General features: G+C 70.1%; 24 protein-coding genes. 19 read left to right on the top strand and 5 right to left on the bottom strand.

Annotated features, from left to right (window positions below):
* Positions 1-84: 84 nt before the first annotated feature.
* The 6 genes from HNQ61_RS02465 (at position 85) to HNQ61_RS02490 (ending at position 5,041) form a co-directional block, all read left to right on the top strand.
* Positions 85-750, top strand: coding sequence for an HAD-IA family hydrolase (locus HNQ61_RS02465; protein ID WP_205761129.1), 666 nt, complete (start codon positions 85-87; stop codon positions 748-750).
* A 416-nt stretch (positions 751-1,166) separates the two neighbouring features.
* Positions 1,167-1,889, top strand: a complete 723-nt coding sequence (locus HNQ61_RS02470) for a class I SAM-dependent methyltransferase (protein WP_170031344.1) — start codon at positions 1,167-1,169, stop codon at positions 1,887-1,889.
* 62 nt (positions 1,890-1,951) lie between these two features.
* On the top strand, positions 1,952-2,320 hold the full coding sequence (locus tag HNQ61_RS02475) for a hypothetical protein (RefSeq protein ID WP_170031346.1): 369 nt from the start codon (positions 1,952-1,954) through the stop codon (positions 2,318-2,320).
* A 92-nt stretch (positions 2,321-2,412) separates the two neighbouring features.
* Positions 2,413-2,841 (top strand): hypothetical protein, encoded by a 429-nt coding sequence (locus HNQ61_RS02480; RefSeq protein ID WP_170031348.1) that lies wholly within the window; start codon positions 2,413-2,415, stop codon positions 2,839-2,841.
* Positions 2,842-2,939: 98 nt separating this feature from the next.
* On the top strand, positions 2,940-3,755 hold the full coding sequence (locus HNQ61_RS02485) for an SIMPL domain-containing protein (RefSeq protein ID WP_170031350.1): 816 nt from the start codon (positions 2,940-2,942) through the stop codon (positions 3,753-3,755).
* Positions 3,756-3,910: 155 nt separating this feature from the next.
* Positions 3,911-5,041 carry a serine hydrolase domain-containing protein gene (locus tag HNQ61_RS02490; RefSeq protein ID WP_170031352.1) on the top strand — a complete coding sequence of 377 codons (1,131 nt, stop codon included), beginning with the start codon at positions 3,911-3,913 and terminating at the stop codon, positions 5,039-5,041.
* A 208-nt stretch (positions 5,042-5,249) separates the two neighbouring features.
* On the opposite strand, the gene HNQ61_RS02495 is transcribed toward HNQ61_RS02490, so the two are convergent.
* Positions 5,250-6,512: a M12 family metallo-peptidase gene (locus HNQ61_RS02495; protein ID WP_170031354.1), complete on the bottom strand. Its 1,263-nt coding sequence runs from the start codon at positions 6,510-6,512 to the stop codon at positions 5,250-5,252.
* Positions 6,513-6,839: 327 nt separating this feature from the next.
* Here HNQ61_RS02495 and HNQ61_RS02500 point away from each other — a divergent pair, with 327 nt between their 5' ends.
* Positions 6,840-7,178, top strand: coding sequence for a low molecular weight protein tyrosine phosphatase family protein (locus HNQ61_RS02500; RefSeq protein WP_170031356.1), 339 nt, complete (start codon positions 6,840-6,842; stop codon positions 7,176-7,178).
* A gap of 86 nt (positions 7,179-7,264) precedes the next feature.
* The gene (locus HNQ61_RS02505; protein ID WP_170031358.1) at positions 7,265-7,690 is read left to right on the top strand and encodes a DUF1801 domain-containing protein; all 426 of its coding nucleotides are present in this window, start codon (positions 7,265-7,267) and stop codon (positions 7,688-7,690) included.
* A 76-nt stretch (positions 7,691-7,766) separates the two neighbouring features.
* Here the strand turns inward: HNQ61_RS02505 and HNQ61_RS02510 are convergent, their stop codons facing one another.
* Together HNQ61_RS02510 and HNQ61_RS02515 are read right to left on the bottom strand one after the other, a co-directional pair.
* Positions 7,767-8,186, bottom strand: coding sequence for an amino acid-binding ACT domain-containing protein (locus HNQ61_RS02510; RefSeq protein WP_170035843.1), 420 nt, complete (start codon positions 8,184-8,186; stop codon positions 7,767-7,769).
* A 39-nt stretch (positions 8,187-8,225) separates the two neighbouring features.
* Positions 8,226-8,696 (bottom strand): OsmC family protein, encoded by a 471-nt coding sequence (locus HNQ61_RS02515; protein ID WP_170031360.1) that lies wholly within the window; start codon positions 8,694-8,696, stop codon positions 8,226-8,228.
* Positions 8,697-8,779: 83 nt separating this feature from the next.
* On the opposite strand from HNQ61_RS02515, the gene HNQ61_RS02520 reads away from it, so the two are divergent.
* The gene (locus HNQ61_RS02520; protein ID WP_170031362.1) at positions 8,780-9,457 is read left to right on the top strand and encodes an ArsR/SmtB family transcription factor; all 678 of its coding nucleotides are present in this window, start codon (positions 8,780-8,782) and stop codon (positions 9,455-9,457) included.
* A 408-nt stretch (positions 9,458-9,865) separates the two neighbouring features.
* Here the strand turns inward: HNQ61_RS02520 and HNQ61_RS02525 are convergent, their stop codons facing one another.
* On the bottom strand, positions 9,866-11,896 hold the full coding sequence (locus tag HNQ61_RS02525; RefSeq protein ID WP_170031364.1) for an FUSC family protein: 2,031 nt from the start codon (positions 11,894-11,896) through the stop codon (positions 9,866-9,868).
* A 280-nt stretch (positions 11,897-12,176) separates the two neighbouring features.
* On the opposite strand from HNQ61_RS02525, the gene HNQ61_RS02530 reads away from it, so the two are divergent.
* The 4 genes from HNQ61_RS02530 to HNQ61_RS02545 all read left to right on the top strand — a co-directional run bounded on the left by HNQ61_RS02530 (position 12,177) and on the right by HNQ61_RS02545 (position 15,393).
* Positions 12,177-13,175 carry a glucokinase gene (locus HNQ61_RS02530; protein ID WP_170031367.1) on the top strand — a complete coding sequence of 333 codons (999 nt, stop codon included), beginning with the start codon at positions 12,177-12,179 and terminating at the stop codon, positions 13,173-13,175.
* A gap of 245 nt (positions 13,176-13,420) precedes the next feature.
* Complete coding sequence (locus tag HNQ61_RS02535; RefSeq protein ID WP_170031369.1) at positions 13,421-13,903, top strand: DUF1579 family protein; 483 nt, start codon at positions 13,421-13,423, stop codon at positions 13,901-13,903.
* Between the two features lie 117 nt (positions 13,904-14,020).
* Entirely contained in the window at positions 14,021-14,854 is an 834-nt protein-coding gene (locus tag HNQ61_RS02540; protein ID WP_170035844.1) for an alpha/beta hydrolase, read from the top strand.
* A gap of 50 nt (positions 14,855-14,904) precedes the next feature.
* Positions 14,905-15,393 (top strand): SRPBCC family protein, encoded by a 489-nt coding sequence (locus HNQ61_RS02545; RefSeq protein ID WP_170031371.1) that lies wholly within the window; start codon positions 14,905-14,907, stop codon positions 15,391-15,393.
* A gap of 12 nt (positions 15,394-15,405) precedes the next feature.
* Here HNQ61_RS02545 and HNQ61_RS02550 read toward each other — a convergent pair whose 3' ends face one another.
* On the bottom strand, positions 15,406-15,729 hold the full coding sequence (locus tag HNQ61_RS02550; protein ID WP_170031373.1) for a DUF6665 family protein: 324 nt from the start codon (positions 15,727-15,729) through the stop codon (positions 15,406-15,408).
* Between the two features lie 254 nt (positions 15,730-15,983).
* Here HNQ61_RS02550 and HNQ61_RS02555 point away from each other — a divergent pair, with 254 nt between their 5' ends.
* From HNQ61_RS02555 to HNQ61_RS02580, 6 genes are all read left to right on the top strand, one after another.
* On the top strand, positions 15,984-16,460 hold the full coding sequence (locus HNQ61_RS02555; RefSeq protein WP_170031375.1) for a GNAT family N-acetyltransferase: 477 nt from the start codon (positions 15,984-15,986) through the stop codon (positions 16,458-16,460).
* Between the two features lie 149 nt (positions 16,461-16,609).
* Positions 16,610-17,062: a GyrI-like domain-containing protein gene (locus tag HNQ61_RS02560; RefSeq protein WP_221239642.1), complete on the top strand. Its 453-nt coding sequence runs from the start codon at positions 16,610-16,612 to the stop codon at positions 17,060-17,062.
* A gap of 98 nt (positions 17,063-17,160) precedes the next feature.
* Positions 17,161-17,748, top strand: coding sequence for a hypothetical protein (locus HNQ61_RS02565; protein WP_170031379.1), 588 nt, complete (start codon positions 17,161-17,163; stop codon positions 17,746-17,748).
* Between the two features lie 98 nt (positions 17,749-17,846).
* Entirely contained in the window at positions 17,847-18,713 is an 867-nt protein-coding gene (locus HNQ61_RS02570) for a serine hydrolase domain-containing protein (RefSeq protein ID WP_170031381.1), read from the top strand.
* Between the two features lie 9 nt (positions 18,714-18,722).
* A complete protein-coding gene (locus HNQ61_RS02575) occupies positions 18,723-19,445 on the top strand; it encodes a serine hydrolase domain-containing protein (protein ID WP_170031383.1) in 723 nt (240 codons plus the stop codon).
* A 27-nt stretch (positions 19,446-19,472) separates the two neighbouring features.
* Positions 19,473-19,949 (top strand): DinB family protein, encoded by a 477-nt coding sequence (locus HNQ61_RS02580; protein WP_170031385.1) that lies wholly within the window; start codon positions 19,473-19,475, stop codon positions 19,947-19,949.
* The last annotated feature ends 20 nt before the right edge of the window (positions 19,950-19,969 follow it).

The raw sequence follows: 19,969 nt of genomic DNA on the forward strand, positions 1-19,969 counted from the left end.
ACGGACGGCGGAAAGCGGCGCGCGAACCATTCGCCCCGCCGCCGCGCGGGGTTCTTACCGGATACACGAAAACGGAGCCCGGATTTGCCGGATTCGATCTTTCCCGGCCGCGAGTTTGCGGCCTTTCTGTTCGATATGGATGGCACCATCCTGACGTCCATCGCCGCCGCGGAGCGCGTGTGGGCGGCGTGGGCGCGCGGGCACGGGCTGGACGTGGAGGCGTTCCTTCCCACCATTCACGGCGTGCGCGCGGTGGAAACGGTGCGCCGCCTGAACCTGCCCGGCGTGGACGCCGTCGCCGAGGCGGAGGCGATCACCCTGGCCGAAATCGCGGAGGTGCGCGGCATCGAGGCGATCCCGTCCGCGGCCGGCTTTCTGGCCGGGCTGCCGGCCGGGCGCTGGGCCATCGTCACCTCCGCGCCGCGCGCCCTGGCGGAACGGCGGCTTCAGGCGGCCGGCCTGCCCATCCCCCCGCTGATGGTGACCGCGGAGGACGTGGAGCACGGCAAGCCGGCGCCCGACTGCTTTCTGCTCGCGGCCAGACTGCTGGGCGTGCACCCCGCGGAATGCCTCGTCTTTGAAGACACGGCCGCCGGCATCGCCGCCGCCGAAGCCGCGGGCGCCGCCGTCGTGGTGGTGACCGCGACGCACGCGCATTCGTTCCGGACTCCGCATCCCACCATCGCCGATTACGCGGGGCTGGCGGGAACCGTGGGACAGGCCGGCTCCCTGGCGCTCTCCATCCACTGAAGCGCATCTCGCAGGATGCAGGTCATCAACCGCACGCTCCCACGCCGGTCATCCTCCCGACGCAGTGACAGCATCGTCCCGGACCGGGTGCGTGGGAGCCGGATGATCTGTCGTCCTGAGCACCCTTTTCTCCCCGTCTGAAACGCAGGATCGTAGCACATCCGCACGCTCGATTCCCGACAGCGCGCGAATGTTTGCTCTGCCCCGCAACAAGCGTTATTCGTACACGCAGGACCATCCCGCCCGCTCCCACCCCGCCCCATGCTCCTACGCTTCTCGTGGCCGCCGCAGCTGCGTTTTCCCTCGCCGTCGCGCGAAACCTGGGGGCGCAGCCGTTCCGCCTGGCCCCTCCCTGGTCGCCCGCTGACCCGCGGGAACGCCCTTTTCTACGATTCCGCACGGCGGATGAGGACTGCATGACGACGATACCCGCGGATCACGCGCCCTCGCGCGAGGACGTGCGCGCCAGCTACGACCGCGTGGCGGAAGAGTACGCGCGCCGCATCGCCGGCGAACTGGCGCACAAGCCGCTGGACCGCACGCTGCTGGACGCGTTCGCCGGGCGGGTGCGCGGTGCCGGCCCCGTGGTGGACGCGGGGTGCGGGCCCGGCCACGTGACGCGCTACCTGGCCGACCGCGGCGTTGAGGCCAGCGGGCTGGACCTGTCGCCGGGGATGGTCGACCAGGCGCGGGCGCTGCACCCTGACGTGCCGTTCCGCGTGGGCGACGTCACCGCCCTGGACGCGGAGAAGGGCGCGTGGGCCGGCGCGGTCGCGTACTACTCGCTCATCCACCTGCCCCGGCCCGTGGTGGTGCGCGCGCTGCGGGAACTGGCGCGCGTGCTGCGGCCGGGCGCGCCGCTCTTCATCGGCTTTCACGCGGGGAGCGAAACGCGGCACATGGACGAGTGGTGGGGCCAGCCCGTGCGCCTGGACTTCGTGTTCTTCAGCGTGGGAGAGATGACGGGCTACCTGCGCCAGGCCGGCTTCACGGTGGAGCAGGTCACCGAGCGAAGCGCCTACCCCGACGTGGAAGCGCCCACACGGCGCGCGTACATCCTGGCGACAAACGCTCCGGCCACGGCACCGTCCGCCGCGGCCGATCCGGCGGAACGCCCCACTCCCGCAGGTGCGGGTTGATCGAGCGCTACGAACCGTGGGAGCCGGCGGGACCAATCACCACACCGGCCGGCAACGTCGTCATGAATACGGCCGCGGCCGCGTTCACTGTCAGCCTCGAGTTCTCCGCCGTGCGGAGCGCAGCCCGTCTGGACCTCAGACTGGAGTTCCGCGAGCGCGTCTTTGCCTGCATGTCGCACGAGGAGTTCGTCCATCCCTGGCAGTACGAGCAGCACGGGCCGGTGCCGCGGCTTTCGCCCCCGTGGGAGAGATACGCGTTTCCCGTGTTGAAAGTGCATGATTCGCGGTGGCTCGCCTCGTTCTCGGACTCCCAGATTCTGGACGTGGAACTGCCTGAGGTCATCCACTACCGGTTCGTGACGCTGGACCACACCGCCGACGTCCTTGCCTCGGGCGAGGTGCACGCTTCGTGGGTCCCGGTGGATCGATAGCCGCCACGAGCCGCGCGAAACTCCCGCTCCAACCGCATCCGCCGCCGGTTCCGCGAACGGCTCCGGAAACGTTCCGCCCTCCATTCAATCCCATGACTCAGCCCACGTTCGCCACACCGCAGGAAGCCGCGATGAGCGGGTTTTCCGCCCGGCACTGCCGCGTGGTGGCCATGGCGGTGGATGGGGATGACGCGTACGTCGTCATCGACACCGGCTCCGACGGGTTCAGCTACCTGTACGGCGGCACGGCGCAGCGCGAAGCGGACGGCTGGCGCGACGGAAACAGCGGCAACGGCGATGGCTGGATGTCCACCGATCCGGAGCGCGACCTCGGCGTGCTTACCGTCTGGGACGAGGCGCCCGCCGGCTGCGACGCCGTGCGCGTGCAGTGGCGCGGCGAAACCCGCGAAGCCGCCGTGCACGACGGCGCCTATCTGGTGGCTTGGTTCAAGGTCGCGTGTCCGGAAGATTCCTGGCCATCCGTCACCTCGTTCCGCATCGGCGGCCGGTGGGTGCCCTGAACCCGCCTGCCCGTGGCCTCGGCCCCGATGACCCGTGACGACCTGATCGACACACGATTTGCCCGCGTCCCCCATCCACATCCACGCCCGACGATCCAATGCGCCTGCTCGTCCGCCCGCTCCTGATGCTCACCCTGGCACTCGCCGGGACCGCCACGGCAGCCTCCGCGCAGGAGGCGGAGACCCTGGCCGGAGTGCCGGAAATCGTAAGCTCCGCGAGCGCCGAGCAGCCGGTGCGCGCCGACCTGGCCCTGGTTACGCTCCGCTTTGGCCGGGTGGGGCGCACCCCGGCCGAGGCCGGACGCAACACCGCGCTCGCGGCCGACAGCCTGCGGCGCATGCTGCGCCCGCTGGGCATTCCCGCGGATTCCGTCATCAGCGCCAGCACCTGGTACTGGTGGCGAGGCCGCGTGGAGGCGATCGTCGCCAACCGCTCCGTCCCCCGCTGGGTCGAGGACGGCCGCGGCGGCGGGCACCGGAGTGATTCCACCGTATCGGACACGACGTTCCGGGTTTCGGAGTCGCTGCAGGTGCGCATCCGCGATCTGCGCCGGGTGGGCGCGGTCATCGACGCGGCGCTCGCGGCGGGGATCACCGACATCTCCGACGTCACGTTCTCCGCCACCAACACCGAAAACGAGCAGCGCGAGGCCATCCGCCTGGCCACCCAGCGAGCCCGGCGCAACGCCGAAGCGATCGCGCTGGCCGGGGGCGGGCGGGTGGGCCGCACGCTTCGGCTCAGCACGGACGGCAACGGCGCCGCTCCCCGGTCCGTGCCCTACGACGTGCTCCACCTGGAGGCGGTCACGGCGGAGGATGCCGGAGGTGCCCCGGGCAGCACCGTGGTGGTAGGCCCGGTGCTGCGCGTCAGCGCCACGGTGCACGGCCGGTGGCAGCTGGTGGAAGGGAGCTGACGCCGCGTTCCGTCCTCGCGCACTCCCGCGGCAAGGGAGGGAGCCGGCCGGAGCGGCCCGCGTGAAACCAGCTCCGGCATCGCCGCGTTCAACCGTGGATCGCGCGCGGATGCCCATCATCCGCGCAATCCACCATTGATGACGAGGCATCCCCCATGACCGCGATCCGCCGCGGCTTGCTCCTTCTGCCGCTGCTCCTGGCCGCCTGCGCCCCACGTCCATCCACCATCGCGGTTCCCTTCCCCGCTCCATCCACGGCCGAAACCGCGTCACCGCTCGCCGCCACCCTGGACCGGAACGCGCCGCTCTGGCTGGCCGAGCACCACGTGCCCAGCGTGTCCATCGCCTACATCCGCGGCGGCCGCGTGCTGTGGACGCGGGTCTACGGCGAGCAGTCGGAGGGCGTGCCGGCCACCGCCCAGACGCTGTACAACGTGGCCTCGCTCGCCAAGCCCGTCTCGGCGGAAACCATGCTGCGGCTGGCCGCCGCCGGGCGGGTTTCGCTGGATGAGCCGCTCGCCGGCTCCTGGGTGGACCCCGACGTCGCCGCCGACCCGCGCCACCAGCGCCTCACGCCGCGCATTGCGCTCAGCCACCGCACGGGCTTTCCCAACTGGCGCTTCCAGACCCCCGGGGGCACGCTCGCCTTCAACCGCGATCCGGGCACCGTGCTGGGCTACTCCGGCGAGGGATACGAATACGCCCGCCGGTTTGCGCAGCGAAAGCTGGGCACGGACTGGGAATCCCTGGCCAGCCAGTACGTCTTCGGCCCGCTGGGGATGAACCGCACCACCTACACGCGGCAGCCCTGGTTCGCGGGGCGCATCGCCAGTCCCTACGGGCGCGAAGGCCGGTACCGCGATCCCGCCATCCAGGATTCCGCCCTCGCCTCCGACGACCTGTACACGACCGCCGGCGACTACGCCGCGTTTCTCGTGGCCGTCATGAACCGCGACGGCCTCCCCGCCGCGTTCGCCGCGCAGCGCGATTCCCTGCACGTCGTAAACGAAGAAGCCACCGCCCGCTGCGACCGCACACGCGCCGCCCCCTGCCCGCGTGTGGGAATGGGGCTGGGATGGGAGATCATGGAGTTCCCCGGCGAAACCGTGCGGATGCACTCCGGCGCCGACTGGGGCGAAAGCACCCTGGCCTTCTACTTCGCGGAGACGCACGACGGGGCCGTGATTCTCACCAACGGCGCCAACGGCATGCAGGTGGCCATCCGCGCCATCGACCTGCTGTTCCCTGACAGCCAGCTGGCCGCCGACGCGCGCAGCTACAAGTAGCGGACGCCCACCCCTGCCCGGCGGAGGAACCGAATCACCCGGCGGATGCGCCGTGCCCGGGGTTCGCCGACCAGGCGGAGGAGACGGCGCGCTTTACGCCGGCATCTCTCCCGATCTGCGGATCATGCACATCGACGACGGCGGGCGATTCCAGCTCACCGGGGAGGAGGATGGGGCCACACCGGCCCCATCCTCTTTTTCGTCGCGCCTAGCGGAAAGCCGCCACCGTGGGTGCGGTCAGGTTGAGCACTCGCGCGTTGTCTTCGTACAGCGCGGTGCCCATCGCCACGCCGCCATAGGTCTTGAGCGGATTGCTCCAGTACTGGATGCGCGTGCAGTTGCTGCAGTTGTTGCCGTACGACATCACCGTGCGCCACGTCTTGCTGGCCGGGATGAATCCATGGCCGTAGCTGTACGGCGAGGTGCTGGCGTCCACGTAGCGGTCATGACGCGCGCCCTGCAGGTGGCCGATCTCGTGCCCGAACGAGTAGTAGCCGGTGATGCAGGTGTAATCCGCCACCGCGAACGCCGACGTGGCGGTCGCGTTGATCGCCGCGGCCTGCCCGCACGCCTCGCTGTCGTTCACTACCAGCAGCACCACGTCGGCCGCATAGGTGTTGCGCAGGGTGTGCACGTTGTCCATCAGCCCGTCGGCGGTCAGCGCGAGGGCGTTGGTGTGCTGCGTAAAGCTGCGGCTGGCCTCGTTGTACGTGACCGGGCCGGTGTACACGCGATTGAAGGTGATGTTGATGCCGCTGTTGACGTACGACTGGTTGGTTTCATCCACGGCCAGCTGAATCAGGCTGGCGATGTTGGGCGCGGCCGCCAGGACCGACGCCGTGTAGACCACCGCCACGTTGATGGTGGTGTTGGCCAGCGCGCCGACCGTGCCGCCGCCCGCGGGCACCCGGGCCTGCAGCGCACCGCCGAAATCGTCGCGCAGCGCGCCGCTGGGATTGTCGGGGGCGTGCTCCGGCGGCAGGCCGTTCTGGTCGATGCGGGTGACGGAATGCAGGCCGTCGCCCAGCGGCGCCACGCTCCAGGTGGTGCGGTCCACCGTGATGGTGCCGGTCACGGCGCCATCCACCATCACCAGCTGCACCCGGCCCACCCCGCCGCGCACGGCGCCCGACCACGACACGTCGCCGGGTGCGCGCTGAACGAAGTTTTCCCCGTCCGCCACCACGCTGATTCCGGGCGCCACCTGAAAGCGCAGGGCGGACTTGCGGTTCAGCCGCTGGGCGGGGGCGGCCTGCACCCGCGCCACGTTCACCTGGGCAGAGCTGCCCCGCTCACGAACCACCGACAGGCGGCGCTGCTGAACGCTGTTGAGCGGCGGCGCGGTGACCAGCGTAAGAAGCTCCTCCTGCACGGGTTCGGTCATGGCGGGCGTGGCGGAAGGGATGGCGTCGCTCTGGCAGGCGGCGGCGCCGAGGGTGGCGGCCAGAACCAACAGTGATCGTGCTCTCATGTGGCGTCCTCCCGAACAATGTGGATGAATTGTACTTCGTTTGACGACATATTAAACGGTACCCTCCGGACTTCCAAGAAGAAAATTTCAGACTCGCAGATCACGCCACATCGGCACATTTTCCTTGGAAGGAGCAGAATCAGGCGTCCCGATCGATTCTGGATTCGATCACATTGAGCCGTAACACCTTAGAACAAATCAGGGCGATCGTGGAGGCTCTGTTTTCGGAAACGGTTGTAGATCCCGGACGGAGTGGTTATGCTCGCGCGCCGTGGCGGAGCGCTGGTCCTCCGCGGCGCTTCTCCCCCGACCCGGAACCCCGTCGACGTGAACGTTCTCTTCGTCTGCAGCAGGAACCGGCAGCGCAGCCTGACGGCAGAAAAGGTGTTTGATGGCGAGAACGGGCACGAGGTGCGGTCGGTGGGCACCGAGCCCGGCGCGCGCATCCGGGTAACCGCCGGGCACATCGGGTGGGCGGACCTGATCTTTGTGATGGAGAAGAAGCACCTCCGCCGGCTGGAAGCGAAGTACCGCGACGAACTCGCGGGCCGGCAAGTGGTTACGCTGCACGTCCCCGATGACCACGAGTACATGGATGACGCGCTGGTCGAGCGCCTGGCCGCCGCGGTGGCGCCCTACGTCGACTTCGGCGGGATGGACGGATAGCTTTGATCCGGATGGTCCCGCATCCCGGATGGCGACACGCACGGCACAGTTCGCCGCACCTCCCGATCCTCCCCTCCAGAGAGCAGATGCCCGCAAAACCAACCCGCGCCAAGCCCGCCGCCGCACCCGCGGCGGACGAGGTCGATGCGTTTCTCGCCACGACCGAGCATCCGCACAGGGCGGAGATCGCCGCGCTGCGGGAGATCATTCTCGGCGCGGACGCGGGGATCACGGACGGCATCAAGTGGAACGCGCCCAGCTACCGCACCGCGGACTGGTTCGCCACCACTCATCTCCGGGCAAAGACGGGCGTTCAGATCATCCTGCACTTCGGGGCGAAGAAGCGGGCGGGCTTTGCCCCGCGCGCCCAGATCGCCGATCCGGAGTCGCTGGTGCAGTGGCTGGCGGACGATCGCGGGGCCGTCACGTTTCGCGACATGGACGACGTCCAGGCGAAGCGATCCGCCTTTGCGGCCCTGATCCGCGAATGGATTCCACACGTGGCCGGGTAGGCGGGATCGGGTTGGCGATCCAACCCGATCCCGCCATCCGCGTCCGTGAAGATTTGCGGATACAGAGTGGCCGCGATCAGGCGGGGGACGGACGCGCGGTGGCCTCGCGCTGCTCGCGCGTCCACGCCTCGGAAACGGCGAGGCCGGTCGCCACGTCATCCACCACGAGGATCAGCTGGTTGTCGTGGTCGCTGTACAGGACCTCGATGTTTACGCCCGCTTCCGCCATCGCGCGGGTGATTCGGCCCAGCTGTCCCGGCTGCTCCTGGTTCAGCCGCTGCACCAGGACCTCACGTACGGCGGTGACGCGAATCCCCTCCGCTTCCAGCGCCACGCGCGCTGCCTCTCCGTTGGCGATAAGGAAGTGCGCCACGCCACGCCCGCCGACCACCCACGCGCCGCCGCCCTCCACGCTGATCCCGGCGCGGCCCAGGGCGTCGCCCATCTCGGCCAGCGCACCCGGCCGGTCATCCAGTTCGATCGTCAGATCCATCATCATCGTTCGCTCGTTCAATGGGTTGTGCCGCGCCGTCGTTCAGCGGGTGCGGACCGTGGGCGCGCGCCGGATGGGAAAGGCGCAGGAGTTGGCGATGAAGCACGACGCGTGCGCCTCGTCGTGTATGCGCAGCGCGAGTTCCACATCGTTCCCGCCATCGATGGTCACCATAGGACGCAGCGTGACCTCCTCGAACCGGCCGCCGCCGGCATCCACGCGCATGGTCCCCTGCGCATCATCCTCGTAGCTCGTGACGCGGATGCCCCTGCGCGCGCAGAGCGCGAGGTAGAACAGCATGTGGCAGGCGGAGATGGAGGCCAGGAACAGGTCCTCGGGGTTGTGCAGCGCCGCGTCGCCGCGAAAGGCGGGATCAGCCGATCCGCGCAGTTCCGGCTTGCCGCCGATCTCCACGTGGTACTCGCGGCCGTAGCCGGTATACCGGGCGGTACCCTCACCCGTGTTGCCCTCCCAGACCACCCGTGCGGCGTAGGCGTGCTCGCTGTTCATCATCCATCTCCCGTCAGGTAAGGGGCATTGAGACGGGGTGGATGATAAGGGTTGCGCGCCGGCCATGCTTCGCCCATCATCGAAGTATGCCCGACACACCCGACATTGCATCCATCGCCGCGCTCGTGGCCGATCCCACGCGCGCCACCATGCTCACCGTGCTGATGGACGGCCGCGCGCACACCGCGACGGAGCTCGCGCTGGAAGCCGGCGTCACGGCATCCACCGCGAGCAGCCACCTTTCCCGCCTCACGGCCGGGCGGCTGGTGTCCATCGCCAGACAGGGCCGGCACCGCTATTTCCGCATCCCCGACCCGTCCATCGCCGCCGCCATCGAGGGGTTGATGAACATCGCGCCGCGCGCCGCGCGCACCCGCCCCGGCCCCCGCGACGAGAAGCTGCGGTTTGCCCGCGTGTGCTACGATCACCTTGCGGGAGAAGCAGGTGTGCGCCTGCTGGACGCGCTGCGGGCGCGCGAAATCATCAGCGGGGCGGATGACGGGATGCGGATGACGGAGGGCGGCGCGGAGTGGTGCGACCGCGTGGGCATCGACCGGGCAACGCTGGGCGCGACGCGGCGGAAGGTGTGCCGGTCGTGTCTGGATTGGAGTGAACGGCGCACGCACCTGGCCGGATCGCTCGGGGCCGCGATCCTGGACCGCCTTCTGGCGCTGCGGTACGCGCATCGCGAGCGGGACACGCGAGTCGTAACCTTTTCCGCCGCGGGAGAGACGTTTCTGGACCGGCTCGAGCTCGCGCGGTGATCCGGGCGCCCTCACCCCGCGTGCTGCGCACGTCGACCCTCTCCCACGAACAGATGTGGGAGAGGGAGCACACCCCAGTTCGGCGCGAAACGAGAGTCTGGTGCGCGTGGGGATCATCCGTCGGCGGTCGAAACCGCTGCTGGAAATACACGAATCCGCCTGCGCGGACTGGGTCCGCGGCTCGGTCGTAATCCCCCGCGAAGTTGAAATCCCGGCATGTCGCGCGTAGGCGATATGCCGGGATTATTCGCGCAGGGGGCGGATTCATCCGCTCCCGAGGCCCGCGATACGCGCCGACATCCGCCCTTCGCCTACATCCGCCCGCGCCGCCCTCCTCCCCCGCTTCCGCCGCACCCCGCCGGCATTTGCGCCTGCCGCCGCTGACCTCCTCTTCCCGCTCCGTTTACCTCACCGCGACCGCGCCGCCTCGGACAGACGACCGGCCGCGTCGTGAAGTACGCGGATGGGGCGCTCCAGACGCTCCAGGCGAAAGCGCGCATCCGCATCTTCCGGCGGCGCTTCCAGCAGCGGTCCGATCTCCGGCGGTTCGCGGCCCGCGGTGAGCGCGGCGCTCAGTTCCGAGAGCGCGTCCGCCGCCCGGGTACCAAACGTCGCGGCTTGCGCGCTGGAGTCGTGGGCCGCCGCGGCGGATGAGGCGGTGACCAGCCGGCGCAGGTACAGGCTGATGGTTTCCGCCGGCTCCAGGTCCGTCCCGCGCCCCGTTTCCAGCCGCGTCCGGTCCAGCGACGCAGACAGTTCCATCAGCATCAGCCCCGCCGCGCGCCGCCGCGCAGCCACCACCTCTCCCGCCACGCGTGGCCACGCCAGACACGCCAGCAGGTAGTCGCGCGCGGTCTCCGCCGCGGCGGCCGCGTGCTCCGGAAACCGCCGCCGCTCCGGGGGCGCCCACAGCAGGTGCGCGCCCGCCAGCGCGATTACCCCGCCGATGAGCGTGTCGATCACCCGCGTGAACGACAGGTTCCAGAGCCCCGCCTGCATCTCCGCCAGCAGTACGAACGTTGGCGTAATCAGAAAGGTATAGGCGAGATAATTGACCGGCAGCATCGCCACCGTGCACACCGCCAGCGCACCCAGGATGCCCACCTGCACGTGCGGATCCGTGGTCAGGTGCGGGATGGCGATGGCCAGCGTGGCGCCCAGCGCGGTGCCGCCCATTCGCTGCAGCCCCTTTACCAGCGTGGTTCCCCGCTGCGGCTGTAGGGTGATGAGCGCCGTCGCCGTGACCCAGTAGCCGTGCTCCAGACGCAGCGCGTACGCCACCGCGACCGCCGCCGCGGCCACGATCCCCGCGCGCAGTGCGTGACGCAAAAGGACGGAGTGCAGCGACAGGTGCCCGCGCAGCGGAGCCAGCCAGCCCTCGGCAGTGGAGGGGCGTGCCGCGACGGCCGCGGGGAGCGGCGGAAGGCGGCCTTCCAGCGCCTCGTGCGCTGCGTCGGCGAACTCGCGGACGCGCCACGCAAGGCGCAAAAGGTGACGAGCTTCCGGCGCATCATCCCGCAGCGCGGACATGCGCGACGGCTCGGGATGCGGCACGGCGCCGCGGCCCGTCATCAGCCGCGCGCCGGCCGCGTCAAAGAAGGCGGCCAGGCTCGCCGCCTCATCCGCGGCGGCGTCGCGCAGGGGGCCCGGGGGCACGTCGCCCACCGCGTCGGCATAGGCGGCAAGGGAGCCCAGCGCCTGGTCGGCGCCGTGCAGGTGCAGCAGAAGCACCTCTTCCTCCGTCGAGCGGCCGCCGGGGCGGCGGTCGGCGGGAAGGGTGCGCCACGCGGCCTCCAGCGCGGTGCGCACCCCGTCGAAGTGCGCCCGGCCCGTGGCGCCTTCCGTACCGGCGCGGGCAAGCTCCGCCACCTCCCGCGCCATGGCGCCCAGCGCGTCGTAGCACTGCCCCACCGCACGCTGCGCCGGCCGCAGCCGCCGCACGGGCCACAGCAGCAGCCCGATCAGCGCCGCCCATCCCGAACCCGCCAGCAGCCACACAGCCCGCATGAGCGCGGCTTCGGGCGTGGCCGCGGTCGCGAGCGAGACGGCAAAGGTGACGGAGCTGATGGTGCCCGCGTCCTGCCCGGTTCGCCCCCAGGCCCGGCCCAGGGCCGCGCAGGCGGTCCACACGGCCATCCCGGCGATGGCGGCAACGGGCGCGTGCCCCAGCAGCGCCGCGGTCGCCGCCGCCAGCGCGGAGGCGAACGAAACCACGGCCAGGTGCCACGCCCGGCCGGAATAGCTGCCGTCCTTGTCCACCAGGGCCGCGTTGAAGCCGCCCAGCGCGGCCCACGCCATCCCCGGAATCCCAAAGGCGCGTCCCAGAATCAGCGGCACCATGATGGCCGCCGCGGCGCGCAGCCCCGCGCCCCACGCCAGCCGCGCCGGCGCGACGCGAATGATCTCCCGCAACGCGGGATGCAGTCGATCGGTCTTCATTCCATTCACGGGCTCGGAATCGGCACTCTCTCCTTCGGCGCCATGCAGGGACCGTACGCGCCCGCGCGCGGCGTGCGGCGTTTTCACGGTTGGCGACACGGACCGCCATCTGGCGCGCGGCCCTGCGCATCGTTACTCATGGTGCCGGATGTTTATCCATCTCCGAGGCCCGGCGCCCTGCCCCGCCACCGGTTGACGCCAGCGCCGCGCACACCGCTGCGGGGGCAGCGCGGTTCCCTGCCGTCCCACCCACGCTGCACCCTTCCCTTTTCAGACCCACATGAACCAGTTTCTACTCGTCGGCGACATCGGCTCCGCGCGGATGGTGCTCGGGCTTGCGTCCACGGACGGCACGACCCTCACCGACCTCCAGGAAACCAGCCTCGCGGACAGCGGCGGCACGGCGGTGGAAGAGATCGTCACCGCGTTTCTGCGCGAGATGGGGGTGCGTGTAGCGGGCGCCTGCTTCAGCGTCGCCGGCCCCGTGGTGGACGAGCAGGTCTGGTTTCCTTCGTCCAAGCGACACGTGGACCAGCGGCGGCTTCGCGAATCGCTGTCGATTCCACGGCTGACGCTGGTGAATGATCTTCAGGCGACCGCGCGGGCGCTTCCCCACCTTGCCCCCAACCAGTTTGCGACACTGCAGATGGGTGTGGCGGATCCCAACGGTTCGCGCGCCGTCATCTCGGCGGAGGCGGGATTGGGACAGGCGATGCTGATTGCCCAGGGCGAGCAGCGGGTCGCGCTGGCGTCGGAGGGCGGGCACGCGGACTTCGCGCCCAACGGCGAACTGCAGGAGGGACTGCTGGCGTTTCTGCGCGCGGAAACAGGGCACGTAAGCTACGAGCGGGTATGCTCATCCGGCGGCATTCACAACATCTACCGCTTTCTGCGCAGCCGCGCCGTCGAGCCGGAGCCGTCGTGGCTCGCCCAATCCATTGCCGCCGCCGCTGATCCCGCGGCGGCGATCATCGCGGCGGCGGGCGGGACGGAGCCTTCGTGCGCGGTATGCAGGCAGGCGCTGGAGGTATTCGCGGCGATTCTGGGCGCGGAATGCGGAAACATGGCGCTGCGCACGCTTCCCACCGCCGGCCTGTTCGTGGGCGGCGTGCTGCCCCGGCAGATGCTCCCGGTGCTGCGCGGCGGGGCGTTCCTTGCCGCTTTCCGCCACAAGGGCCCGATGTCGGACCTGATCCGCCGGATTCCCGTCCACGTGATCCTGGAGCAGCACGCCGCCCTCTTCGGCGCCGCCCAGTACGCCCGCGCATCGGTGGCGTAGACACGGCTCGGGCGTGTCCGCAACGGATTGATCGCGTGTCCTCGGGGGCCGGGCGGGTGCATCGCCCGGCCCCCACGCTTTGCGCCACGGTCCGCGTCTGGCGCGAGCGCCCGCGCGGGGCTACTCATCAACCGACGCCCCACTGCCGCGCGGCGTGGTGTCACGGTCCATGCTGGGCTGGACCCGGCCAGCCGCCGCGTCCGCCACCCACGGCCAGGGGCCGACTCACCGCGACAAGGAAGCGCATGACCGACCATACCGAACCGGACATCATCGTCACCACGGATGCGGGCGGGCCTCCCCGGCGCGGCGCGGCTCACGAGCGGCTGGAGATGTTCGTGGGATCGTGGGACGCGGCGGGCAGGACGTTCATGCCGTCGGACCTGACAGGGCGGGAAACGTACGAATGGCTGCCCGGCGGCTTTTTTCTGGTCTACCGCTTCGACCGCAGGTACGGCGAAAGCCCGCACCGCGGGATGGGCGTGTTCCGGGTGGATCCGGCGGACCAGTCGTATTCCGCGACGTTCTACGACAACCTGGGCTACGCGCGCGACTACGCCGTCACGGTGGATGGACGGCGCTGGACGCTTACCGGGCCGTGGGAGCGCGCGACGATCGAGTTTTCCGAGGACGGGCAGCGGCTGGACGAGCACTGGGACCGTTCGGACGATGGCGAGAACTGGCTGCCGCTGTGCGACTTTTCCGCCACGCGCGTGCCTTCATCCTGACCGCCATCGGCCCCGCGGACCCGTTCCCGGCGCGAACCCGACGCCGGCAGCGGGTTCTGCCCGCCGGATGATCTCCTTTCCCGCCCCGCACGCATCGACAGAACCATCGTGATCCGAATGATTCCGCCGGCCAGAGTGCTCATCGTGGCCGCGTTTGCCGCCTGTGGCGCGTATCTGCCCGCCGCCGCCCAGGAGCCGATGCCGCCGCACGAGACGTTCACCCTGCACTCCGCCGCGCTGAACGAGACGCGGCGCATCAACGTGTACATGCCGCCAGGTTCGAGCACCGTGGGCGCGGCGCCGCTCCCCGTCCTCTACATGCCGGACGGCGGCGAACAGGAGGATTTTCCGCACGTGGCCGCGACGGTGGACGCGGGCATCCGCGCAGGCGAACTGCGGCCCATGTACGTGGTGGGCATCGAGAACACGGAGCGCCGGCGCGACATGACCGGCCCCACCACGGTGGAGAGCGACAGACAGATCGCGCCACGTGTGGGAGGATCCGCCGCGTTCCGCGCCTTCATCGGCGACGAACTGATCCCGGAGATCGGGCGCCGCTTCAACGTGTCGAACGAGCGGGCGATCATCGGCGAGTCGCTGGCCGGGCTGTTCGTGGTGGAAACGTTCTTCGCGCGGCCGGAACTGTTTCGCACGTACATCGCCCTCAGCCCCAGCCTGTGGTGGAACAGCGACGAACTGGTACGCAACGCGGGCGTCCGGCTCCGCACCACTCCCGCCGCGGAGCGGACGCTCTACCTGTCGTCGGCCAACGAGGTGGAGGACATCGTTCCCGCCACGGCGCGGCTCGCGGGATTGCTGCGGACGATGGCACCCGCCGGGGTGACGCTTCGGTTTGAGCCCCGGCCGGACCTGCGGCACGACAACATCTACCGCTCGTCCGCTCCGGGCGTGCTGCGCGAGCTGTTCCCGGCGGAAAAGAACCGGCCGTAGCCCGGCTGAGGTCCGGTCCGCGCGATCCACCCCTCGCGGGAGACGAGCGCATGAAGGTACGGAACGTCCATCAGCGCACGCTGGATGCATCCGGGACGCAGGTCGGCGCGCTGATCGACGGGCTGGCGCAGCGGGGAGACCGCCTGTGGCCGGAAGAGAGGTGGCCACAGCTGCGCTTCGACCGTCCGCTGGGCGCGGGCGCCGTGGGCGGCCATGGGCCCGTACGCTACGTAATCGAGGCGTACGCGCCGGGCCGCGGCATCCGCTGCCGCTTTACGGCTCCTCGCGGATTCCTGGGGACGCACGGCTTCGAGGTGGAGGACGCGGGCGGCGGCCGTACCGTTCTGCGCCACGTGCTGGAAATGCGCACGACGGGTCCGGCGCTGCTGAGCTGGCCGCTCGTCTTTCGCCCGCTGCACGACGCGCTGATCGAAGATGCGCTCGATCGTGCCGAACGCAGCGTGGGGATGAAGCCCGCGGGCGCGCGCTGGTCGGTGTGGGTGCGGGTGCTGCGCCGCGTGCTCCGCGGGCGTGGCTAAGCGGCTCGCCCGCTACGGCTTGCGAGGCGCGCGGTTCAGGCCCATGCGCAGCTGCACCTCGCGCGGAACCCGCAGGTCGCGCAGCAGGTTGTCGCTCACGCCAAAGCCGAGCACCTCGCGCTGCACCACGTAGTACCACAGCGCCTCGCCCGCGGCGCCTACCAGCAGGTCGCGTACGGGCGTGGCGGGCTCGGTGTTGGGCGGGGCCGCGGCATCGAACCTTTCCAGCCTCTGCAGCGCATCGTGAAGCGCAGTCCCCAGCCGCGCCAGCACCGCCGTCTGTTCCTGAAGAATCTCGTACCGCAACGGGTCCACGTCGCGGTTGGCATCCGGCATCCCCAGATGCCGCGGAGGTCTGAGCACCATCGTTGTCGCGCGGTCCTGATGTTCTTGCGTGCGCCCTGGAAAAGGCGCGTCTCTGTCGGGAAGCTATGCGGGCCCCGCTCCCGCGACTACTCCCCGCATCCCCCCCGGCGCGGATGCATCGCATCTGGACGGCGAGCGGCTGAATCCGCCAGCGAACGTGGTTTGCAGGGACCTGGAGCCCTACGTCGTTCCGTTCAGTATCCGCCAGACACGGAGATGTTGAGTTGACCATCCAAGTACGCGCGGCCACCGCGGCCGACCGGAAGTTCATGCGGGACGTGGTGCCACGGCTGCGGTCGTTCGGAGAGCCGCCGCTGCGGCCCGCCGAGGCGCTGGACCGGGCCGAGCGCGAGACGCTGGCGCGCGCCCTCGACGAGCCGAAGCCCGACGCCGTGCTGCTGATCGCGGACCTGGCGGGCGCGCCGGCGGGGGTGGCGTACGCGCACGCGGCGACGGATTACTTCACCGGCGAGACGCACGGCCACCTCTCCATCATCGCCGTGGCCCAGTCCGGCGAGGGGCAGGGCGTGGGGCGCGCGCTGCTGGCCGCGGTGGAGTCGTGGTCCGCGGCGCAGGGTCACCGTTTCATGACCCTGAACGTGTTCGCGGATAACCATCGGGCGCGCGCCGTCTACGAGCGCGCGGGCTACGGGCCCGACACCCTGCGCTACTACAAGGAACTGCCGGGCCCGGCACAGTAGCCGCCTCAGCGGGCACGAGTGGTGGGCGCGATTGCGGGACCCGCGTCCGATGGGCATCATCATCCGGATGCGACACCGGACGCACGGCGGTCCCGGCAAGACGAACGCAATCACACGCACGAGAGATGACATCCATCGAACCAACCCGCATGGAGGACGGCCGCGCGATGCTGCTGGCCGGGCTGCGCCGCGTGCATGCGTTTACCGCCACGTCGCGTGACATCCCGATGCAATGGGAGGAGTTCCGGCGGATGGGGCCGCCGCCGGGGCGTCAAGGCACGGCCAGCTACGGCGTCATCTGCGGGGCGAACATGGAGGAGCGTTCGATGGAGTACATGTGCGCCGTGGAAGTGGATAGCCTGCAAGACGTTCCGCCCGAGTACGGCCGCATGCGCATCACCAGGCAGCGGTACGCCGTCTTTACGCACGAGGGAGGCGTTTCCAAGCTGGGAGACACCTGGGGCTCGATCTGGAATGACTGGCTTCCGCGCTCGGGGTATCAGTCCGCGCACAGGCCGGATTTTGAGCGGTATGACGAGCGGTTCGATCCAGAAACGGGTTCCGGCACCGTCGAAATCTGGGTCGCGGTCCAGAGCGCCTGAGCTGCCTTTTCCGCGGCTCTGCGTCAGGCTGTCTGTTGGCGGGCGACGGATGGAAGCAGCGCCAGTGCGGCACCTCTTTCTACCGAGAAAGCGAGACCATGTACCGGCTTCCGAGCATTCCACGCACGCTCCGCCGTGTGCTGCTGATGGCGGCTTGCGCGAGTGCGGCGGCGCGGCCCTGCATTGCGCAGGAGCCAAGCGCCACGAGCGGATCGCCGGCCGCGATCGCATCCATCCGCCAGCAATACGCGCGCATTGAGCGTGAGGCGCCGGGAATGCGCCGGACCACGCACGATGTGGAGAACTTTTCGCTCGAGGGCGGCGTGCTGCACGGCTTCTTTGCGGGGCGGGAGCTTCGCAAGCTCACGGCGCAGTTGTACGGCGAAACGTGGCGAGGCACGGAGGACTTCTATTTCACCGACGGCCGCATCTTCTTTATCCACACGGTTGTGCAGCGGTACGACATGCCAATGAGCGGCCGGGTGGTCGCGACCGTGGATCATCGGTTCTACTTCGATGGGGGACGGCTGATCCGGCGCGTGCGCACCCAGCGCCCCGTGACGGGAGAGGACATGTCGGCGTACGACCAGGAACTGCCGTCGCTGCTGCGCGACGCCCGGCTCTTTGCCGCGTGCGCCGCATCCACCGCGGCCAACCCGCCGGAGTGCACCGCCCCCGATCCCTGATCAGAACCCGGTGCGCGGAGGTGCTTTCCCGCCAGCCTGCGATCAGCCACGTTGCTGCGCCCACCTCTCGCGCATCCTCCTGCCGCGGCGGAATCCGAATGTCGACGACGACCCGCACCCTCCTCGCCGCGCTATGCGCATCCATCGCCCTCGCGCCCGCCGCGGCGAACGCGCAATCGGCCGCGCTGAGCAGCAGGGCGGAACCCGCGGCGTTCGCCAACCCGCGGCGCCTGGAACAGCTGAGTTCCGCGTTTCCCGCGATCGACAGCCTGATGGCCGCGTTCGCCGAGCGGTCGCGGGTGCCGGGGATCGCGTACGGGATCGTGATCGATGGACGGCTCACGCACGTGGGCACCGCGGGGGTGCGCGAGGTGCCGTCGCGCGCGCCGGTAGACACGGCCAGCGTCTTCCGCATCGCGTCGATGACCAAGAGCTTCACCGCCGTCGCCATCCTGCAATTGCGCGACGCGGGGCTGCTTTCGCTGGACGACCCGGCCGAGCGCTACGTGCCGGAACTCGCCTCGCTGCGTGCCACGGGCGATGCGCCGCCCATCACCATCCGCCACCTGCTGTCCCACTCGGCCGGCTTTCCCGAGGACAACCCGTGGGGCGACCAGCAGCTTGCCGCCACGGATGAGGAAATGTCGGCTATGATGCGCGCCGGCATCCCGTTCTCGACAGCGCCGGGCACCAGCTACGAGTACTCCAACTTCGGGTTCGCCATCCTGGGGCGGATCGTGGCGAACGTGTCGGGAATGGCGTATCCGCGGTACATCACCGAACACGTGCTGCGGCCGCTGGGAATGAACTCCACCACGCTGGAGGCCTCCGCCGTCCCCGCCAGCCGCCTGGCCCGCGGCTACCGGCTGCGCGACGGCGAGTGGATCGAGGAGCCCGCGCTGCCCGACGGCGCGTTCGGGCCCATGGGCGGCATGCTGACCTCCGTGAGCGATCTTTCCCGCTGAGTGGGCTTCATGATGGACGCGTGGCCGGCGCGCGACGGGGCAGAAACGGGTCCGCTGCGCCGCTCTTCGCTGCGCGAAATGCAGCAGGTGGCGCGTTTCGGCGGCGCTGCGGCCGTGCGCGACTCCGTGGCGGGAACGGTGACGCTCAGCGCGGGCGGCTACGGGTACGGCCTGGGCATCCGGCAGACGTGCGTGTACCGGACGGTAGTTTCGCACAGTGGCGGGCTTCCGGGCTACGGATCGCTCATGCGGTGGCTGCCCGAGTATGGCGTGGGGATCGTGGCGATGGGCAACCTCACCTACACCGGCTGGGGCGGCGTCACCGACCAGGCGCTGCAGAGGATGGCGCGCACCGGCAGTCTGGAGCCGCGCGTGCCCCGGCCCGCGCCGGTTCTCGTCCACCGGCAAGACCAGGTGTCGCGGCTGATTACGGGGTGGAGCGAGCCCCTGGCCGACAGCTTGGCGGCCATGAACCTGTACCGGGATGAACCCCGGGACCGCCGCCGCACGGCGATGGACCGGCTGGTGCGCGAGGCCGGGGGACAGTGCCGCAACGAGGGCCCGCTGCTGGCGGAAAACGCGCTGCGGGGAAGCTGGCGCATGCGGTGCAGGGACGGCGACCTGCGGGTGTGGATCACGCTGGCGCCCACGGAGCCGGCGCGGGTGCAGTATCTTGAGGTGGCGCGGATGGGCCGCGACGAACGCATGGACGCGGCGCCCGTCTGCCGCTGACCCTCCACACGAACCGGGGAACCACGCATGACGGCAGACGAATCGCTCCGCGACCTTCTGGCGCGCCAGCTGGACTGGCAGGACGCGCACGCCACCTTTGACGCCGCGGTCGACGGCGTTCCGGCGGAGCACCAGGGCACGCGCCCGGCCGGGCTGCCGCACTCCGCGTGGGAGCTGCTGGAGCACCTGCGCATCACCCAGCGCGACATTCTGGATTTCTGCCGCGATCCGGGCTACCAGGAAATGGCTTGGCCGGACGACTACTGGCCCGCGTCCGCCGCGCCGCCCTCGCCGCAATCGTGGGAGGAGTCCGCCGCCGCCTACCGAGCCGACCGCGCCACGCTCAAGCAGCTCGCCGCCGATCCGGCCACGGACCTGTACGCGCCCATTCCGCACGGCAGCGGGCAGACCATTCTGCGCGAGCTGCTGCTGGTGGTGGACCACACCGCGTACCACGTCGGCCAGCTCATCCTTGTCCGCCAGTTGCTGGGCATCTGGAAGTAACACGTGCGCGGCGCGATCCG

This window comes from Longimicrobium terrae, from assembly GCF_014202995.1.
Classification (GTDB): domain Bacteria; phylum Gemmatimonadota; class Gemmatimonadetes; order Longimicrobiales; family Longimicrobiaceae; genus Longimicrobium; species Longimicrobium terrae.

Bases quoted from the DNA above. Each gene is read 5' to 3' on its own strand.
- HNQ61_RS02470 (WP_170031344.1), top strand. From the start codon at position 1,167: ATGACGACGATACCCGCGGATCACGCGCCCTCGCGCGAGGACGTGCGC.
- HNQ61_RS02475 (WP_170031346.1), top strand. From the start codon at position 1,952: ATGAATACGGCCGCGGCCGCGTTCACTGTCAGCCTCGAGTTCTCCGCC.
- HNQ61_RS02480 (WP_170031348.1), top strand. From the start codon at position 2,413: ATGACTCAGCCCACGTTCGCCACACCGCAGGAAGCCGCGATGAGCGGG.
- HNQ61_RS02485 (WP_170031350.1), top strand. From the start codon at position 2,940: ATGCGCCTGCTCGTCCGCCCGCTCCTGATGCTCACCCTGGCACTCGCC.
- HNQ61_RS02490 (WP_170031352.1), top strand. From the start codon at position 3,911: ATGACCGCGATCCGCCGCGGCTTGCTCCTTCTGCCGCTGCTCCTGGCC.
- HNQ61_RS02495 (WP_170031354.1), bottom strand. From the start codon at position 6,512: ATGAGAGCACGATCACTGTTGGTTCTGGCCGCCACCCTCGGCGCCGCC.
- HNQ61_RS02505 (WP_170031358.1), top strand. From the start codon at position 7,265: ATGCCCGCAAAACCAACCCGCGCCAAGCCCGCCGCCGCACCCGCGGCG.
- HNQ61_RS02510 (WP_170035843.1), bottom strand. From the start codon at position 8,186: ATGATGGATCTGACGATCGAACTGGATGACCGGCCGGGTGCGCTGGCC.
- HNQ61_RS02515 (WP_170031360.1), bottom strand. From the start codon at position 8,696: ATGATGAACAGCGAGCACGCCTACGCCGCACGGGTGGTCTGGGAGGGC.
- HNQ61_RS02520 (WP_170031362.1), top strand. From the start codon at position 8,780: ATGCCCGACACACCCGACATTGCATCCATCGCCGCGCTCGTGGCCGAT.
- HNQ61_RS02525 (WP_170031364.1), bottom strand. From the start codon at position 11,896: ATGAAGACCGATCGACTGCATCCCGCGTTGCGGGAGATCATTCGCGTC.
- HNQ61_RS02530 (WP_170031367.1), top strand. From the start codon at position 12,177: ATGAACCAGTTTCTACTCGTCGGCGACATCGGCTCCGCGCGGATGGTG.
- HNQ61_RS02535 (WP_170031369.1), top strand. From the start codon at position 13,421: ATGACCGACCATACCGAACCGGACATCATCGTCACCACGGATGCGGGC.
- HNQ61_RS02540 (WP_170035844.1), top strand. From the start codon at position 14,021: ATGATTCCGCCGGCCAGAGTGCTCATCGTGGCCGCGTTTGCCGCCTGT.
- HNQ61_RS02545 (WP_170031371.1), top strand. From the start codon at position 14,905: ATGAAGGTACGGAACGTCCATCAGCGCACGCTGGATGCATCCGGGACG.
- HNQ61_RS02550 (WP_170031373.1), bottom strand. From the start codon at position 15,729: ATGCCGGATGCCAACCGCGACGTGGACCCGTTGCGGTACGAGATTCTT.
- HNQ61_RS02560 (WP_221239642.1), top strand. From the start codon at position 16,610: ATGGAGGACGGCCGCGCGATGCTGCTGGCCGGGCTGCGCCGCGTGCAT.
- HNQ61_RS02565 (WP_170031379.1), top strand. From the start codon at position 17,161: ATGTACCGGCTTCCGAGCATTCCACGCACGCTCCGCCGTGTGCTGCTG.
- HNQ61_RS02570 (WP_170031381.1), top strand. From the start codon at position 17,847: ATGTCGACGACGACCCGCACCCTCCTCGCCGCGCTATGCGCATCCATC.
- HNQ61_RS02575 (WP_170031383.1), top strand. From the start codon at position 18,723: ATGATGGACGCGTGGCCGGCGCGCGACGGGGCAGAAACGGGTCCGCTG.
- HNQ61_RS02580 (WP_170031385.1), top strand. From the start codon at position 19,473: ATGACGGCAGACGAATCGCTCCGCGACCTTCTGGCGCGCCAGCTGGAC.